Genomic DNA, 16,914 nt, shown 5'->3' with positions numbered 1-16,914 from the left:
CAAAAAAGAGCCGGCGCTCGGCCGGCTTTGGGTCTTATTCGTAGTGGAACAGATCGCCACCGTGCATATCGATCAGCTCCAGCGCCTTGCCACCGCCACGGGCGACACAGGTGAGGGGATCTTCAGCCACGACGACCGGGATGCCGGTCTCTTCCATCAGCAGACGGTCGATATCTTTCAGCAGGGCACCACCACCGGTCAGCACCATGCCGCGCTCGGAGATGTCGGACGCCAGCTCGGGCGGGGATTGCTCCAGGGCCACCATGACGGCGGAGACGATGCCGGAGAGCGGCTCTTGCAGCGCTTCCAGGATCTCGTTGGAGTTCAGGGTGAAGCTGCGGGGCACACCCTCGGCCAGGTTGCGACCGCGCACTTCGATCTCGCGCACCTCTTCGCCCGGGTAGGCGGAGCCGATCTCGTGCTTGATGCGCTCGGCGGTGGCTTCCCCGATCAGGCTGCCGTAGTTGCGACGGACGTAGCTGATGATGGCTTCATCGAACTTGTCGCCACCGATACGGACGGACTGGGAGTAGACCACGCCGTTCAGGGAGATGATGGCCACTTCGGTGGTACCGCCACCGATGTCCACCACCATGGAACCGGTCGCTTCGGAGACCGGCAGGCCGGCACCGATGGCGGCAGCCATGGGTTCATCGATCAGGTAAACCTCGCGGGCGCCGGCACCCAGAGCGGATTCCTTGATGGCACGACGTTCCACCTGGGTGGAGCCGCAGGGTACGCACACCAGCACGCGCGGGCTGGGGCGGAAATAGTTGTTGTCGTGAACCTGTTTGATGAAGTGCTGCAGCATCTTCTCGGTCACGTAGAAATCGGCGATCACGCCGTCTTTCATCGGGCGAATGGCGGAGATGTTACCCGGGGTACGACCCAGCATCTGCTTGGCGGCATGACCGACAGCAGCGACCGATTTGGCGTTCCCGCGCTCTTGGCGAATGGCGACAACTGAGGGTTCGTTAAGGACGATCCCTTGATCTTTTACATAGATCAGGGTGTTGGCAGTTCCCAAGTCGATCGACAGATCGTTGGAAAAGACGCCTCTGAGCTTTTTGAACATGGCTACGGGAAATCCTAAGAATTTGGAGGTGCAGAAAACCGGCTAACTTTACCAATGCCCACCCCAATGGGCAAGCGCTCAAACTGTCGCCAATCAATCAGGCGCGACAAAAATGCGAGTCATCACTCACCCGCTCAGGCCGACAAACACTACGAAACAAGGAGATAAGACGCCACTGTACAGCAATGCGTCTATCTCCCCGTGTCAGCCCGGGTGTCAGGGCATCACTTCGCGGCGATAAATAATTCTGTCATTACCCCGATCCCGGCCGAAAATGGCCTCTCCCAGCAGGTGATCCGCCGTGGCCGGATCCGCCAACCAGACGGGTTGGGATGGCTGTTTGTCCAGCAGGATCTCGTAGGGAATGCGCACACTCTGGTTCGGCGCGGCGAAATGGAACCGGGTCTCGCCTGCGTCGAAACCGACCTGAGTACCGCCCGGAGCCACATTGCCGAGACCAAGGCGAATGCGGGTACCGTCTTTGAGGATCAGATCCCCCGTCGCGGAGTCATAGCGTTGCTCCGCATCGGTAAAGACGATACCACCTCCCGCCAGGGAGATCTGGGTACAGATATCTTGCGAATTGGCTCGCCTATCTTGCGAATTGGCTCGCCACAGGCCCCCTTCGAAATATTGCACCTGCAGGGGCAGCGCCAGCGGGGCGCTGGCCGCCCCCTGACGAGTGCTGGCCAGCAGGCGGCCGTAATAGGCGATCATGGTGTCGTCCGATCCCTTCGGAATGGAGAGCTGTTTGGCGGTGCAGTTCACCCCGCTCTGGCAAGTGCCGCTGACGGACGGATTCATGTTCCGACCGTCGAGGAAAGTGGTCTCCGGCGTTTCGCCGTCCCCCACCTTAAGCCCCAGCCGCAGCAGCCGCAGTGGCTCCTCCGGCGTGGTCAGGGTCGCGGGAGTAGTCAGATCTTGCAGGCGTTTAAAGCGGATTTGGTCATTGAACCTGACCTCTCCAGCCGACCAGCTGGCAACCAGTGGATCCACCAGCCGGTTGGAGCTATCCACCAGCCGGTTGGATCTGTCGACCCCGTCCTGGTTATTGGCGGCCACCAGGGAGATCACCCCCTTGGCAAAAGCATCCCGGTAGTTCTGGGTGATCTCACCCTGTTTGTTCCGTGCCTGCACCGTCGTCTGCACCCAAAACGGCTGACTCATGTAGCTAAAGCCGCCGCAGGCCGGGGTGACAGTGCTGCTCACCAAGTAGAAGTCCCAGGGCACGAAACGCCCCACGGGCACGCTGGTAGCAGGGGGGATGGTGTAGTTGAAATAACCTGCTTCCGGTGGCGTTGCAGTCATCCGGAAGACCCCGACCTCGTTCACCGACTGGGTGACTGTGTTGAGGTTGTTGCTGCCTTTCGCATTGGAGTGGTCATAACTGGCCGTGCCGACCACCGCCCCTTCCCCTGGTTTGGGCGCCACCAGCTCGCTGCCGAGCGCAATATTGGCCAGCGCGAAGTTGGGGGTCGCCAGGTTGCCGCTGCACAGGTCCTTGTCATCATCCGCTTGCCAAGCCACCCCTTTGATATTCATCTGGAACGCCTCACCGGTCTTCTTGAACACCGGACAACTGGCATCCCCTGCCGCGCAGGTCCCCTCGGTAGGCGTGATGCAGAGCCCGGCCGGGCGGCTGACGAACAGATCCGACCCCGTCATCACCAGCCCTGCGGTATCCCCGCTGCCATCGTGGCGGGCATTGAGCCGCATCTGGCCCGCATCCGGATAACTCACATCCTTCAGCGTGGTTTCGCCCAGCTCATTGAAATAGAGATCCATGGCAGTGGGAGCCACCGCCGTAGTGGCTATGGCTGTCTTATCAATCCTTATCTGGCTGCCAAAGAGATTGGTCGCAGGCATGTTGTAATCACTCCAGAACGTGATTCTTTTAGTCTGCTTCTGAAAACTCGGCACGCACAGCTGGCTCGTGTTGTCCTTCCTGACCGCCGTCATCACTACCTGTTGTGGTTTGTTGGCCAGGGTATCCGGCACATTGAACAGGAAGCCGCTGTCGGCAAAGCTCAAGGTACAGGCGGCGGCGCTCAGGGCACCACTGCCGGCGCGGCACAGGGTGGTGCTCAGGGGTTTGGTGGACGGCGTCGAGCCGCTCACTCCCACTGTGATGGCCGTCGCCAGATTGTTGCGCAGCTGCAATTTGGCGGTGCCGTTGCTGAAATTGACGGTAGCGGTGTTGCCGTTGTAGCTCACCTGGCTGTCGGCTATCCAGCCGTTGCTGCCATTCTTGAGGGGGGTCAGGATGGCGCTCACCGGGTCCGTGAACAGTTGGCTGCAACTGGCGTTGGCGCAGGCCCGTATGACGAGGGTCTCCGGGTTGCAGGTCAGGGCCTGACCGGAGTGATCGAACTCGAAGTGATCGATCTGGGTCCCCACCGGATTGGATTTGAGGGCGCAGATCCGGACGTTGTCGAGCTCATGGTAGTTCGTCACAGAACCGGTGGAGCCGGTGAGCGACAGCAGGAAGTTGGCGGGCACCGCCGCCTGCCCCGTCTGGTTCACCATATTGATGGGCCCCACCAACATGGTGTAACCCGAGCCCGTGTTCCGCTCAACCGACGCAAGTGAACTGCCGGCAGTGCGCGAGTCAATGGTGATGCGGTAACGATGGGGGCGGTTGCCATTGGTTCCGCTGTCCACTGCCGGGCTCAGGTTGCTCGCCGTTCCCGCCAGATAGCGATAGCCCGAGGTCCCCGAACTGGCACCGGAGCCACGAATGGAAACGGCCTGAGGACGAGACCCGGGATTATAGGAGCCCCCCTCGTTGGCATAGTTGCCGTATTCGTCGATACCGACCCCCATCCAGCCGCCGGCAAAACCGCTGATCCCGGTCTTGAAGCCATAACCCAGCGGGCCACCGAAGGCGCCGGGCTGGGGCGTGATCGTCGCATCGGAGAGCACCACCGCCATCCCGTCCGCCCCGCTCGAGCCGGAGGTCTTGTAGGCATACTGATCAAACTCGATAGTCACCAGATTGCTGGCCCCCGGGAAGAGGCGCTGGAAGGTCGCAGAGGTGGCCTGGTTGGTCGTATTCTGGGTCAGCCGCAGGCGACCGTTTTGCAAAGAGGGCAAGGTACTGCCATTGCGTTGAGCCACCACCCAGTCGCTGCCAAGGGTACTGGCGGAGAAGTCGTCGCTGAAACAGGTCAGTGGGTCTTCACACATGCCCGGCCAGTCGCCGTTGAAGGGCTCGTGGATCACCTTGCTGTTGTTGGTCATGGAGACGTTCACCGCCGACACGGCACCGGTCAGCACGGCCTGACCACTCATGGCCAGATCCCCGGCGTTCACATAGAGAATGGCGTTGAGTTTGGTATTGCCGCTCATGGTGACCTTGCCGAAGTGATACATCATCAGGTCGTTGGCCTTGCCCCCGGCATTAACCTCCATCTGGTCGCTCAGGGCCAGATCGCTCTTGATGTACAACCTCGCGGCACTGCCGCTGTCAAAGATCAGCCTGTCGTTCTGGCCGAGCTCCATCTTGTCTATCCAGTGGTTGCCGCCACGGAAGTAGAAATTGATGTTGGAGGTGCTCTGGTGTTTGAACGTCTTGAGGTAGCGGGCCTGCAGATACCCGTTGAGAGTGCCGTTGCCGCTCACCTCCAGGGTCTGGTGAAGCAGAAGCGTCAGATCGCTGCGACTCCCCGCAGCGGAGATCCGGCTCTCGCTTTCCATCTTGAGTTCATAGACGGCCAGGGAGCTCTGCCCCTGGAAGGTCATGGCACTGTTGCTCTTCATCCCCAGGCTTTTGATGAACCAGTCCCCTGCCCCCATGAGCACGCTCTGGCCACTGGCTGAGACCTCCATGGTGACCTTGTCCAGGTAGTGCGGCTGGAAGACGGCGGTCCCGGTATTGCCATTGCCCGAGACCTCAAGGGTGCTGTAGACGGTGACCCTGGCGTCATTGAGCTTGCCCTGACTCGTCACGGTCAGATCGTTCACATGAAGGTCTCCCGACCCGGTGACGCCACTGTTGTATTCATTCTTGATGGTCATCTTCTGGGCATAGACGGTCGCCCCGTTGAGGTTGAGCATCGCCCCTTCGCTGATAGACAAGGTATCGAAGCGATAGGTCTGGCCCGATTTCAGGGTCGCCACGCAGCTGCTGCCCCCCCACGAGGCGCTCTTGTAGTCACCGGCAGCAGGGGAGATGGCCCCGTCGCAAGCGAGATCCTTTTTCCCGCTGTAGGAGGGGAAGCCCCCCGGGTTGGCCGGAAATGCGTCGGGGTCGCTGATGAAGGTCACATCCTTGAGCACACTGGCAAGGGCGCCGCTGACGTTGCAATTGGAGACCCAGGTGCCGTTGTTCCAGAAGCCACCGTTGTTGCAGTTGGCGTTGGGCTGGATTTTTTGGGTCAGGAAGGGGTAACTGGCCCCCACTGTGGTGCTGATGATCTTGCTTTCATTGTTCATGCTCAGCACGCCGGGGGAGGCGTGGCTCTGCACCGGGAAAAGGAAGGCTTCTGTACACTGGCTGGCGGCCTGCACCGAGGTGGATCCCAGCAAGATCCACAACAGGGCGCCGCGAAGAGGCTGGCTGGACTTCATGGGGTCTGGCTCCTTGGCAGGGGGCTCATGGCGTCGCTCCATCAAAGGCTTCCGCCACCAGGGTGCGGCTGACGGCAAAATCGGGGTTCGGGCCGCTGCCGGCATCGGGCTGGCCACAGCGCCCTTCGCTGCTGAATCGGTATCCGGTCTGGGTCCCTCCGGCCGCACTCACCGTCACCCTGTTGCAGGTGATGCTGGCCTGACACCCGGCAAGCCCGGGCTCGGTGAAGTCGAGCGCTATGGGGACGCACCGGCTGGCCTGCCCCTGCCACTCCCCATTGGGATAGAGCCGGTACAGTGCAACTTCGAGCCCGCTCTGGGCCGCCATCAGGGCACGCACGCCGCGCACCTCCACCGTGTGCTTCTCGCCGCTGTCCACCAGGAAACGCCCCATGGCCGCCGCCAGCAGGGCCATGATGACGATGACAAAGAGGGCGATCAGGATGGCGCTGCCCCGCTGGGACCTCACCATGGTGGGAGTGTCAGGGCACATTGAGGGTCTCCAGCTTGTGATGGAAGACGACGCGCTCGTCGCGCTGCTCGAACTCCAGCCGCAGCCCCACCTCGCTCTGGTTGAAGGCGGCGGGTTCCCGATAGAAGTAATAGGCGGCGGGACGAATATGCTCCCCCATCAACCGGGTGGTCTCGCTGCTGCTCAGGGTGTCGTCGAGGGACTTGGCCATGCGCCAGAGGTTGCCCCCTCTCACGCAATAGAGCACCTGCTGGTTCGCAAAATAGATGCGCTGGCCCGGCGAGTCCTTGGCGAGCGCACCAGCCAGGGTCAGCGGCACGGCCCCGGAGACAGGAGTTCCTACCTCGGTCACTCTGGCAGTGCAACGCCCCTGCACACACCCCTTGTCCAGCGTGATGGTACTGCCAGAGGTCGTGTCAGGCAGCGGATAGATGATGGCCGTATCTTCCTTTGCCGGCATGGTGACAGGCTCGACGATGCGAAGCACGGTGCTGCTCGCCGTCTCCAGATAGCGACTGGCGGTGGCGATGGGCCAGAAGCGCAGACAGGCCCCCTGCTCCTGGGCACCGCCCCCTTCGTCCTCGACCCGCACCGAGCCGGGGACCGCGTCGCGCACCTCGCGGTTGAGCCGCTCCAGGGCGAAACGGGCATCGCTCATCAGCTGCTCGCGGCGGCTGGCATCTCCGTAAATCTGGGTGCCGATGCCGATAAACTGGCTGGAAAATGTCGCCATCACCCCGAGCAGCAGGATCACCATCACCAGCTCCACCAGGGTGAAGCCCCCCTCACGCCCGAGTCGGACGCGGTCACGGGCGAGTCTGGCGTATGGGTATTCCCACGCGGCATCACGGGAATGTGGCTTGCCCATCAGTAGTTCCCCCGATAGAGGCCGAAGACCAGCTCGCTCCCGTCCGGCAGGCGCACGGTCAGGGTGATGCGCTTGCCGATGGACTCGGCTCCCTCCCCCGCGCTGCCAAAGAGGGTATCCGGCACCACCGCGATCTTCACCTGATAGCGCCGATACTCCTCTTCGCTGCTCGCGGCCGAGGCCTGGGTAAAGTAGCTGGCGTCCACCCAGCGGCCTGCCGTGTCGAAATCGTCCACGTCGTTGAACGTGTAGGGGCGGGTCTCGCCACCATCGGGGCCATAGTCGGCGCTCGCCGTGCAGGGGGGATAGGTGAAGACGGGCACACCGGCCGTCTCGCCACAGCGAAAACGGCCGCCGTTGTGATCGGAATGCTCGTCGAAAGACTTCTCCAGCATCTCGCCGAGGATGCGCTGGGCGAGCTGGGCGGCGCGTACCTGCTGCACCGGATCCACCGCCTGGGGAGCCTGATTGACAAGCAGCCCCAGGATGCCGGTGAGCGCCACGGCCAGCAGCACGATGCCGACCACGAACTCGACCAGGGTGAAGCCGCGGCAGATCTTAGGGGATCGCATGGATATAGCCTTCCGGCTCGATGCGCAGCCGGGCACTCTCCTGGCCGCTGCTGACCGCCAGTTCACAGCCGTTGATGCAGCCAAGCCACAGGGGCCTGCCGCTGCGCTTGTCGAAATGGAATGTCCCCTGGGGGGAGAATTGCAGGTTGCCGGACGCCTGCACCAGGCGCCCGCGACTCTGCTCATTCCCACGCCAGCCTGAAATGGGGGCAGGCGCACAGCTCGCCCCGGTCAGATGGCCAAAACGCCCCGCCTCCAGCACCAGCTGGGTGCAGCGCGCCGGCCCTTCCTGCATGTTCATGGTCTGCACCAGCCGCAGCCGGGCCACCAGCTCGTCACGCAGGGTATGGGTTTCAAAGCCGCCTTTGCCCAGCCATTTAGGCACGGCAAAGGCGGCCAGAATCCCGAGTAACAGGATCACGATCACCAGTTCAATCAGGGTGAAACCCTTGGCTGTCGACATTCATGCCCTCATCGGGAATAACGAAAAAGCGAGGCCGAAGCCTCGCCTTGTCTGACAATTACTTGCCGCAATCGGTGCTGACAGCGATGGAGGGAACACCACCCGCCGCAGTGATGGCGTTGTTGTAAGTAACCGCACATTTGCTATTGGGTTCGTTGCTTGGCTTGAAGGTCGCAATGGTGCCTGACATGGCGCCACTCCAACCGTCCAGTGCCACTGTTTTGCCTGCATCAGCATTCACCGGATAGCCAAACGAGGTATCCACGGTAGTACCCGCGACAGAGACAGCACCAGAAGAACTCTCAATACCCAGGATCGCAGCTTTGCTGTAGACCAGCTGTGAAGAGCTTTGCAGGGAGGCCTTCACGCCATTGGCGGCAGCCAGACGCGCATCATCCTGCAAATTCAGGAACTTGGGTGCGGCGGTGACCGCCAGAATGCCCAGAATGATGATCACGATGACCAGTTCGATCAGGGTAAAGCCCGATTGCTTTTTCATTACGTCTTTCCTCGGTTTATCAATTGATATGGGTGGTCACCTGGCCGGAGGCCGGGCGATAACTGAAACTCATGAACGCATCCGTGCTCCCTTGCGGATCCTGATAACGTCCATCACTTCCCTTGCTCAGGCTGTTGACCAGATAGTAACGGCAGACCGAATCCAGTCCATTGTTGCTCACCGTGGCATAGAACTTCAGGTCATTGCCGCTACCGCGCACCTCGTCAAAGCGGGCAGTAGCCTTGGGAGGATTCTGCAACAACCCCTCCCAAATATTGAGGCAGCGGGCCGCCGTCAGGCTGGCCGGATCCACATCGGGCGTGCCGCTTGCCGCCGTGTCCATGGGATACCCGGGAGAGAGCTCGCCATTGCTGACCTGACTGTCGGTCGGCGTGGTCAGATAGAAACGCGAGCCGTCATAGAGCACGGTGTTGAGCCCATCCTGCCTGGCGCGCCCTTCGGCCTCCCACTGGGCACGCACCAGGGACACCCCGGTGGCGAAACCGCCGGACACCCCTTCCACGCTCGCCTTCTTCGCCTCGTCGGTCACATCGAGAAAACGGGGCAAGGCGGTGACGGCCAGGATCCCCAGGATCACGATGACGATCACCAGCTCAATCAGGGAAAAACCGGCCATCCGGCCAAGCGCCCGAACGGGTCTCACTCTCTTTGCTGCCATGCTGCCTCCGTAATGGTCCGCATTATTTCATGCGGATAGAAAAAAATCATGTCAATGAAATACTTGAAGCACCCAATCAGGGGCGGGCCACCACCCGGCCATCGGTGAAGCTGTAGTGCAGCCAGTGCCCTTCCTGGCCGAATTCACACCCGCCGCCCCCTTCGCTGGCAAGGGCTTGCCAGGATGAGAGCCCCTCATCGTGCCCCAGCAGGGCGAGCCAGAGCTGACGGCAATCGGCCGATGGCGACTGGCGCGGCAACACCGCCAGAGGCCAGCCCCGCTCATCGAACTGCCAGGCTGTGCCCTCGGCATGGAGCACCGACGGACGCCGCTCGTCGAGCCAGCGTCCGTGCAGGCGCTGGGCCCGCTGTGCAAACTGCTCACCGAGCAGGCTGGCGCTGATGGCCAGCGCCTCTTCCCTGTGATTGCGATAGCTCATGACCAGGGCCGTGACGATGACCGCCAGCAGGATAAAGACGACGACCCGCCGATACCCCCCCAGCCAGTGCTCATCCTGCTCGGACTCTCTGCTCATGCTCTTTTATACCTTGTTCTCTGTACCCGGCATGGGCGGCATCCGGATGACCGTGAAGATACTGCCTACTGGCCGCGCACCGCTCTCATCATGTCCCGCCATCAGAGGAGTGAAGATGCTGAACCCTGTCACTGACCGCGCACCGCTCTCATCATGTCTCACCATCAGGGGAGTGAAGATGCTGAACCCTGTCACTGGCCGCGAACAGCTCTCATCGTGTCTCACCATCAGGGGAGTAAAGATGCTGAACCCTGTCACTGGCCACGAACAGCTCTCATCATGTCCCACATGGGAGTGAAGATACCCAGCGCCAGCACCAGTACCATGACCGCCACTATGCCGATGAGGATGGGTTCGATGCGGGCGGTGAGACTCTTGAGGTCATAATCCACCTCACGCTCGTAATACTCGGCCGCTTCGTGCAGCAGCTCGTCCACTTGACCGGTCTCCTCCCCCACCGCGATCATCTGCATCACCAGAGGGGTGAAGAGGCCGCTGGCCCCGGCGGTGCGCAGCAGGCTCTCCCCCCGCTCGATGCCGCCCCGCATGTCGCGGATCTGCCCCGCCATCCAGGCATTGTCCACCGCATCGGCCACCAGGGTCAGCGCCGTGTTGAGCGGCACGCCGGCCTTGAGCATCATGGAGAAGCTGCGGGCAAAACGGGCAAGCAGGGAGCGCTCTATGATGGAGCCGACGATGGGTAGCCGCAGCTGCCATCTGTGCCAGGTCAGCCTGCCTTTGGTGGTGGCGACCCAGCGTCGCCAGCCGACGACGGCGCCCACCAGGATGGCGAGCAGCAGCCACCAGTAGTGAACGAAGAAGTGGGAGGTGGCCAGCAGGATCCGGGTCGCCAGCGGCAGCTCCACCCCGAACTTGGCAAACATCCCGGCAAAGACGGGGATCACCATGATGTTGAGGATCACCATGGCGACGGCGATGGCAATCAGCACGAAGGTGGGGTAGCGCATGGCGGTCTTGATCCGCTTGCGGGTCTCCAGCTCCAGATCGAAATAGTTGGCGAGCTGCAGGAAGGCCTCCTCCAGCTGACCCGTGTTCTCCCCCACGTGGATGATGGCCACGAAGAGGCTGCTGAACACCTTCGGGTGCGACTGCATCGCGCTCGACAGCGGCCGGCCGTTGGCCAGATCCTCCCCCAGGGCGTGAAGCGCCCGCTTGAGGGGCTTGCTGTGGGCGCTCTCCTCCAGCCCCGCGATGGCGCGCAGGATAGGGATGCCTGCCCGGGTCAGGGCATACATCTGGCGGCTGAAGACCACCAGCTCCTCCAGCTTGACGCTCCCTTCCAGCAGCAGCGACCAGTCGATGCTGGCAGACCTGGCCTTGCCGGCCTTCAGCTCGGTGGGCATCACCCCGCGGCGCATCAGCTGCTCGGCGGCGGCCAGCTCGCTCACCGCTTCCACCACACCGCTGACGGCCTGGCCCTGGCTGTCACGCCCCTTGTAGGCAAAACGGTTCATGGGCGACCCCGGCAGAGTGATTCAGTACGATCCAGATGCCTCATGCGTTACCCCAGGTCCTCGGCCAGCCGAAGCACCTCGTCCACCGAGGTAATCCCCTCGCGGGCATAGTCGAGCGCCGTCAGGGCCAGGGGGCGGTAGTGCTCGTGCGCCCGTGCCGCCCGGGCAAACCCCTCGGCATCGTTGCGGCGCAGGGCATCCATCATGGATTGATCCAGCTCCAGCAGCTCGTAGACCCCGATCCGGCCCGCATAGCCGGTGAAGTTGCAGCTCTGGCAGCCCCGCCCCTTGCGATAGCGATGCTGGCCCGGCGCTTCACCGGAGAGCACCGAGAGCCAGGTGGCCTGCCCCTCGTCCGGCGCCGTCTCGCAGGCGCAGTGTTCACACACCCGCCGCACCAGGCGCTGGGCCACCACGGCCCGCAGGGCGCTCGCCACCAGATAGCCGGGCGCCCCCATGTCGATGAGACGCAGGGCGCTGGTCACGGCGTCGTTGGTGTGCAAGGTGGTCAGCACCAGGTGGCCCGTGATGGCGCCGCGCAGGCCGATCTCCACCGTCTCGTTGTCCCGCATCTCCCCCACCAGCAGGATGTCCGGATCCTGGCGCAGGGTGGAGCGCAGCACCTGGGAGAAGGTGAGCCCTATCTTGGGATTGACCTGCACCTGGCTGATGCGGGGCAGACGGTACTCCACCGGGTCTTCCACCGTGATGATCTTGTGGCTGGCCTGGTTGAGCTCGGAGAGGGCGCCGTAGAGCGTCGTGGTCTTGCCGCTACCGGTCGGGCCCGTCACCAGGATCATGCCGTGAGGGCGTTTGAGCTGACGGCGGAAGCGGGTCAGGATGGCGGGCGGCATCCCGGTCTCGGCGAGCGACAAGATGCCGGAGGATTGATCCAGCAGCCGCATCACCACGGACTCGCCATACTGCACCGGCATGGTGGACATCCGCACATCCACGTCGCGGCCGCGCACCTTCATGTTGAAACGGCCATCCTGGGGCAGACGCTTCTCCGAGATGTCGAGCCCGGCCACCAGCTTGAGGCGCAGCACCAGCGCCTGGGCAATGCGCACCTCGCTCAGGATGTTCTCGTGCAGCACGCCGTCGATACGCTGGCGAATGCGCAGCACCTTCTCGTCCGGTTCGATATGGATGTCGGAGGCCCCCACCTGTACCGCGTCCTCGAACAGGGAGCGCAGCAGCTTGGCCACCGTCGCCTCCCCCTCATCGGTTGCGGCATTGAGGCTGCCGGCCCCCAGCTCGAAGCCGGTCTCCTGGTGCTCTTCGTGCAGTTGCACCGCGAAGTTCTCTATCTCCCGGGTGCGGCGATAGAGGCGGTCGAAATACTCCAGCAGCTGGCCTTCACGGGCCACGGCCAGCACCAGCTCCCGCGGGCTGAGCAGGGCAGCGATGGCGTCGAGGGCGCTCAGATCCGCCGGATCCGACATCACCACGGTGACCTTGTCGTCGCTCAGGTTGACGGCCAGCGCCCGGTAGCGGCGCGCCTGCACCTCGGGCAACAGCGCCACGGCCGAGACGTCGATGGTGAGGTTGTTGAGATCGAAGAAGGGCACATCCAGCTGACGGGCGAGGAAGGTCAGCAGTTGCACCTCGCTGATGAAGCCGAGATCGATGAGGGTGGTCCCCAGCTTGCGGCCGGTCTGGCGCTGCTGCTGCAGGGCGAGCTGCAGCTGATCATCCGAGATGATCTGTTCCTGTACCAGCAGGTCGCCTAGGCGCATTTTCAGTCTGGGTTGTGCCATTATTGCTCCGATCTCTGTTGCTTCACGCCCGCTGCCTTGTCCGATGGCATGGGCTCATCGAACTGCCGTTCTATCAATGGGTCAGTTGGCCAATTCGTTGTTCGAGCCATTGGGTGGAGGCCTCCCCCAGATTGCCGTGCAACTGGGCATTGCGATAGGCATCCAGTGCCCGCTGACGATGTCCCTGACCATCCTCCGCCACCCCCAGTCCCAGCCACCAGCGCCCCTGATCCGGCTGCTGGCGCAGCAGCCTGACGTACATCTCGGACGCCTGGACAGGCTGCCCCAGCTCCTGGGCAAGGCCGGCCCAGGTGGCGTAATAATCCAGATTGCTGGCGATATCGGGCTGATAGCCGGTGAGCCAATCCAGCGCCTTCTGCCGATCCCCGCCGCTGATGGCCACACGGGCCAGCAGCAGACGCAGGTCCGCCTGCGCGGGATCCAGCCTCAGCCCCTCTTCCAGCACCTGGGCGGCCTCGGTCAGCCGTCCTGCGCCATAGAGCAGGCCCGCCAGCTGTTCCCGCGCCCCCTGGTTGTGGGGATCGTGGGCCAGCACTTCGTAGTAGCCATCCTGCGCCTCCTGCATCCGTCCCTTGGCCATGGCCGTGGTCGCCTTGCGCTCGGCCAGGGTGGCCAGCTCGGCGTCGGAGAGTTCCACCGTCTCGATCTTCAGGATCCCGGGTTTGCGCGGCGCGGCGGGTGCAGGCGCCTCTTCGGCGCTCTGCTCCGCGGCCAGCTCGGCATAGAGGTCCGGCTGCAGCTCCTCGTCGCTCGGGATCGTCTCGTCCCCCAGCGCTTCCTGCGGATTGCCCTCATCGGCGAGCACGGCCTCATCGGCCGGAGCCTGCTCGGCTGCGGAGGGGGCCACTCTCGCGGCGGTCGACTCGGCACTGGCGGCGGGCACCTTTGCCACTGGCGCAGCAGAGGAGACCGCCTGCGTGGTGGCCACCACCGCCAGGGGCGCGGATGGCGCCACCGCAGGGGCGGTGCGGGGGGCCTCGACCTGCGCCGCTGGCAGGGAGGCTCGCTGGCTCTGCTGCCAGAAGATCCAGGTGCGCCAGCCGAGGATCCCCAGGGCCAGGGTACACAGCAGAGTCAGCACCAGCATCCACCAGCCTTGCTGGCGCACCGGCGCCACATAGACGGCGGCTCCCTCGGCCTCTTGCTGACGCCTATCCAGATCTTTCAGCATCTGATTGATCACGCTCATGACCAGACTCCATACGCCAGGGCGGTGCCCAGAAACAACAACAGGGGCCACCAGAGGGTGAGACGGCCACGGCGGGCATCATCGGTATCCCGGATGGCGAGCCGGACCAGGGCGCTGTCGATCCGCCGCACACCGCGACCATAGGCCAGCATCAGGCACTTCTGCGCCAGTATGTTGATGAGGCGGGGAATGCCGCGGGATGCGCGCCACAGCCTGCGAAGGGCGAGGCCATCGAACAGGGCGGCCCCGCGATAGCCGGACACCTGCAGCCGGTACTCCAGATAGGCCCGGGTCTCGTCGAGCCGCAGCGGCCGCAGGCGGTAGGAAAAACCGATGCGCTGGCGCAACTGGCGAAGACGGGGCTGCCCGAGCCTGGCATCCAGCTCGGGCTGGCCGAACAACACGATTTGCAGCAGCTTGCTGGATTCGGTTTCCAGGTTGCCAAACAGCCGGATTGCCTCCAGGGTCTCGTCCGGCAGGGCTTGCGCCTCGTCGATCAGCACCACCACCCGGCTCCCCTGCCGATGCAGGGAGATCAGATGGCGGTGAATACGATCCGTGAGATCCAGCTCGCTCTCCCCCGCCAGCGTCAACCCCAGCTCCAGGGCCAGGGCCGTGCGCAGCTCCCCCGGAGTGAGATGGGGGTTGGGCAGCCAGGCCAGGCGCACCGGGCAGGCCTCGGAGCCGAGCTCGCTCAGCAGTTTGCGACAAAGCAGGGTCTTGCCGGTGCCGACCTCGCCGGTCACCTTGATGAACCCCTCCCCCTGGGAAAGCGCCCAGTTGAGCACCTGCATGGCCTCCTCGTGGGGGGGCAGGCCGTAATAGAAACCGGTGTTCGGGGTCAGGCCGAAGGGGGCTTCGCGCAGTCCGAAGTGACTCAGATACATGCACCCTCCCGGCCAGAGTCCCGGGCGCACAGCCGCAGACAGCCCCGGATCAGCGACATGGCGCTACCGCCGTCGGGCAGGGCAGACTGGCGGCAGCCGGGAGGCGCCGCCACATGGGAGAAGGAGTGCTCAACAGGCGTGTCATCCCGGATCAGCCCTTGGGGGGATACCATTTATCGAGCAGCTCGGAGGAGCGTTGCAGCTCTTTCTGCCAGGTGTCTTTTTCCACCACGGTGGGCTTGAGCAGGATCACCAGCTCCACCTTGCGGTTGCTCTCCCGACGGTTGGTGAAGGCCTCGCCGATCCAGGGGATGTCACCCAGCAGGGGCACCTTGCTGACAATCTCCTGCCTGTCGGTCTTCATCAGACCACCGATGACGATGATGTCCCCATTGTTGGCCTGCACCACGGTATCGGACTCGCGGATGGAGCTCTTGGCCAGCGGCAACACCAGGGGATCGGCGGTGCCGACGCTGATGGTCTTGCTCTGCTCCTCGGTGTCGATGACGGAGGGGTGGATATGCAGCAATACCTTGCCCTGCTCGTCGATCTGAGGCGTCACGTCCAGGGCTATCCCCGAGAAGAAGGGGGTCAGCTCCACGTTCGGGGTGACGATGGGGGCCGAAGTCCCCGAGGTGGTGGTGGTGGTAGAGGCGTTGGTGACGAAGTATTCGTCCGTCCCCACCTTGATCACCGCTTTCTGGTTGTTGGTAGCCGTCACGCGCGGGCTGGAGAGGGTGTTCACGTCCCCCTGGGTCTTGAGCAGGCTGACCGCGACGTTGAAGTTGCCATCGGAGATGGTGAAACCGGCGCCGCCCCCCAGAGCCCGGAAGATCTGGTTGGGGGTCGAAGCGATGGGGCTGTCCATGAGGGAGCCGCCCCCCGTGATGCCCTTGCCGCCGTCCCAACTCGCGGAGAGGCCGCTCCAGTCCACCCCCTGCTCATAACCCTCGTTGAGGGACACTTCCAGGATCCGCGCCTCCAGCACCACCTGGCGCTTGAGGTGTTCGCCGGACTGGTCCAGGAACTCGCGCACCGCCTTGAGCTCCTTGGGATAGGCACGCACCGTGACCAGGCCCGCCTGGGGACTGGTGATGACGGCCCGCCCTTCCCCTGTGCCGATCAGGGTCTGCAGGGCATCCCGCAGATCGGTCCAGTAGTCGTTGTTGCTGTCCGTCTCGATGCGGGTGCCGTTGCTGTTGGTGTTGTTGTCACCGCTGGCGGTGTTGCCCTGGCTGTTGTTGTTGCCGCTGTTGTTCAGGCCGTTGTCGAAGTTGTTGTTATTGCCATTGTTGTTGTCGTTGGCCGTCACCCCGCCTGTGCTCACCGAGGTACGGGAGAGACCGCGCCGGGCCATCATCAGGTAGTTGACCGGAATGGTCTCGGTACGCAGACCGGCGGGATAGACGTGGAACACGTTGCCCTTGCGCTGTACGTCGAAGCCGTACATGTCGCCGACGGTCGCCAGCGCCTCCTGCAGGGTCACATCCTTGAGCTCTACCGAAATGACGCCCGCCACACCGGGATGGACCGCCACGCTGTAGCGGGAGCCCTTGAACAGGGAGCCGAAGAACTCCACCGCGTCCACGTCATGGGCCGCGATGCGCATCCGCTTCTCGGGAATGGTCATCGGCTGCTGGGGACGATTGAGCTGCAACAGCTCGCTCTGCACCGAGGGCGGCAGGGAAGTCAGGGGGGCGGTCGGGCTCTGCTCGCTCATCGCCTGCTTGAGTGCATCTTTGGCCTGTACCGGCTCGGGGTGACGATAGGTAGTGCAACCCGCCACCGCCAGCGCGAGGGGAAGCAGACAAAAAGGGTGTTTTTTCATGTTATTCGTGCACCTGACTCGC

At 63.3% G+C, this 16,914-nt stretch carries 14 protein-coding genes; all 14 read right to left on the bottom strand.

Annotated features, from left to right (window positions below):
• Positions 1-34: 34 nt before the first annotated feature.
• Positions 35-1,075: a rod shape-determining protein gene (locus AB5Y89_RS13710; RefSeq protein WP_005308111.1), complete on the bottom strand. Its 1,041-nt coding sequence runs from the start codon at positions 1,073-1,075 to the stop codon at positions 35-37.
• Positions 1,076-1,291: 216 nt separating this feature from the next.
• Positions 1,292-5,644: a DUF6701 domain-containing protein gene (locus AB5Y89_RS13705; RefSeq protein WP_368223976.1), complete on the bottom strand. Its 4,353-nt coding sequence runs from the start codon at positions 5,642-5,644 to the stop codon at positions 1,292-1,294.
• A gap of 25 nt (positions 5,645-5,669) precedes the next feature.
• Positions 5,670-6,137, bottom strand: a complete 468-nt coding sequence (locus AB5Y89_RS13700) for an MSHA biogenesis protein MshP (protein ID WP_261999894.1) — start codon at positions 6,135-6,137, stop codon at positions 5,670-5,672.
• Positions 6,127-6,984, bottom strand: a complete 858-nt coding sequence (locus AB5Y89_RS13695) for a PilW family protein (protein ID WP_261999893.1) — start codon at positions 6,982-6,984, stop codon at positions 6,127-6,129. The genes AB5Y89_RS13700 and AB5Y89_RS13695 overlap by 11 nt, the downstream gene beginning before the upstream one ends.
• Positions 6,984-7,556, bottom strand: a complete 573-nt coding sequence (locus AB5Y89_RS13690; RefSeq protein ID WP_261999892.1) for a prepilin-type N-terminal cleavage/methylation domain-containing protein — start codon at positions 7,554-7,556, stop codon at positions 6,984-6,986. Before AB5Y89_RS13690 ends, AB5Y89_RS13695 begins: the two co-directional genes overlap by 1 nt.
• Complete coding sequence (locus AB5Y89_RS13685) at positions 7,543-8,019, bottom strand: Tfp pilus assembly protein FimT/FimU (protein ID WP_261999891.1); 477 nt, start codon at positions 8,017-8,019, stop codon at positions 7,543-7,545. Before AB5Y89_RS13685 ends, AB5Y89_RS13690 begins: the two co-directional genes overlap by 14 nt.
• 58 nt (positions 8,020-8,077) lie before the next feature.
• Complete coding sequence (locus AB5Y89_RS13680; RefSeq protein ID WP_315985797.1) at positions 8,078-8,518, bottom strand: prepilin-type N-terminal cleavage/methylation domain-containing protein; 441 nt, start codon at positions 8,516-8,518, stop codon at positions 8,078-8,080.
• 19 nt (positions 8,519-8,537) lie between these two features.
• Complete coding sequence (locus AB5Y89_RS13675; RefSeq protein ID WP_041212210.1) at positions 8,538-9,197, bottom strand: type II secretion system protein; 660 nt, start codon at positions 9,195-9,197, stop codon at positions 8,538-8,540.
• A gap of 76 nt (positions 9,198-9,273) precedes the next feature.
• A complete protein-coding gene (locus AB5Y89_RS13670; RefSeq protein WP_151027559.1) occupies positions 9,274-9,732 on the bottom strand; it encodes a hypothetical protein in 459 nt (152 codons plus the stop codon).
• A gap of 254 nt (positions 9,733-9,986) precedes the next feature.
• A complete protein-coding gene (locus AB5Y89_RS13665) occupies positions 9,987-11,207 on the bottom strand; it encodes a type II secretion system F family protein (protein WP_043154386.1) in 1,221 nt (406 codons plus the stop codon).
• Positions 11,208-11,254: 47 nt separating this feature from the next.
• On the bottom strand, positions 11,255-12,967 hold the full coding sequence (gene mshE / locus AB5Y89_RS13660; protein ID WP_368223975.1) for an MSHA fimbrial ATPase MshE: 1,713 nt from the start codon (positions 12,965-12,967) through the stop codon (positions 11,255-11,257).
• Positions 12,968-13,040: 73 nt separating this feature from the next.
• The gene (locus tag AB5Y89_RS13655; RefSeq protein ID WP_244073156.1) at positions 13,041-14,177 is read right to left on the bottom strand and encodes a tetratricopeptide repeat protein; all 1,137 of its coding nucleotides are present in this window, start codon (positions 14,175-14,177) and stop codon (positions 13,041-13,043) included.
• Positions 14,174-15,064 (bottom strand): ExeA family protein, encoded by an 891-nt coding sequence (locus AB5Y89_RS13650; protein WP_261999036.1) that lies wholly within the window; start codon positions 15,062-15,064, stop codon positions 14,174-14,176. Before AB5Y89_RS13650 ends, AB5Y89_RS13655 begins: the two co-directional genes overlap by 4 nt.
• Positions 15,065-15,215: 151 nt before the next feature.
• On the bottom strand, positions 15,216-16,892 hold the full coding sequence (gene mshL / locus AB5Y89_RS13645; RefSeq protein ID WP_368223973.1) for a pilus (MSHA type) biogenesis protein MshL: 1,677 nt from the start codon (positions 16,890-16,892) through the stop codon (positions 15,216-15,218).
• Positions 16,893-16,914: the final 22 nt, after the last annotated feature.

The organism is Aeromonas sp. s4 (genome assembly GCF_040907855.1).
GTDB lineage: Bacteria > Pseudomonadota > Gammaproteobacteria > Enterobacterales > Aeromonadaceae > Aeromonas > Aeromonas caviae.
The sequence above is the reverse complement of the archived record's forward strand: the minus strand, read 5'-3'. Positions and strand labels throughout refer to the sequence as shown.

Bases quoted from the DNA above. Each gene is read 5' to 3' on its own strand.
- mshE (WP_368223975.1), bottom strand. From the start codon at position 12,967: ATGGCACAACCCAGACTGAAAATGCGCCTAGGCGACCTGCTGGTACAG.
- AB5Y89_RS13675 (WP_041212210.1), bottom strand. From the start codon at position 9,197: ATGGCAGCAAAGAGAGTGAGACCCGTTCGGGCGCTTGGCCGGATGGCC.
- AB5Y89_RS13700 (WP_261999894.1), bottom strand. From the start codon at position 6,137: ATGTGCCCTGACACTCCCACCATGGTGAGGTCCCAGCGGGGCAGCGCC.
- AB5Y89_RS13670 (WP_151027559.1), bottom strand. From the start codon at position 9,732: ATGAGCAGAGAGTCCGAGCAGGATGAGCACTGGCTGGGGGGGTATCGG.
- AB5Y89_RS13685 (WP_261999891.1), bottom strand. From the start codon at position 8,019: ATGTCGACAGCCAAGGGTTTCACCCTGATTGAACTGGTGATCGTGATC.
- AB5Y89_RS13680 (WP_315985797.1), bottom strand. From the start codon at position 8,518: ATGAAAAAGCAATCGGGCTTTACCCTGATCGAACTGGTCATCGTGATC.
- AB5Y89_RS13705 (WP_368223976.1), bottom strand. From the start codon at position 5,644: ATGAAGTCCAGCCAGCCTCTTCGCGGCGCCCTGTTGTGGATCTTGCTG.
- AB5Y89_RS13650 (WP_261999036.1), bottom strand. From the start codon at position 15,064: ATGTATCTGAGTCACTTCGGACTGCGCGAAGCCCCCTTCGGCCTGACC.
- mshL (WP_368223973.1), bottom strand. From the start codon at position 16,892: ATGAAAAAACACCCTTTTTGTCTGCTTCCCCTCGCGCTGGCGGTGGCG.
- AB5Y89_RS13710 (WP_005308111.1), bottom strand. From the start codon at position 1,075: ATGTTCAAAAAGCTCAGAGGCGTCTTTTCCAACGATCTGTCGATCGAC.
- AB5Y89_RS13665 (WP_043154386.1), bottom strand. From the start codon at position 11,207: ATGAACCGTTTTGCCTACAAGGGGCGTGACAGCCAGGGCCAGGCCGTC.
- AB5Y89_RS13695 (WP_261999893.1), bottom strand. From the start codon at position 6,984: ATGGGCAAGCCACATTCCCGTGATGCCGCGTGGGAATACCCATACGCC.
- AB5Y89_RS13690 (WP_261999892.1), bottom strand. From the start codon at position 7,556: ATGCGATCCCCTAAGATCTGCCGCGGCTTCACCCTGGTCGAGTTCGTG.
- AB5Y89_RS13655 (WP_244073156.1), bottom strand. From the start codon at position 14,177: ATGAGCGTGATCAATCAGATGCTGAAAGATCTGGATAGGCGTCAGCAA.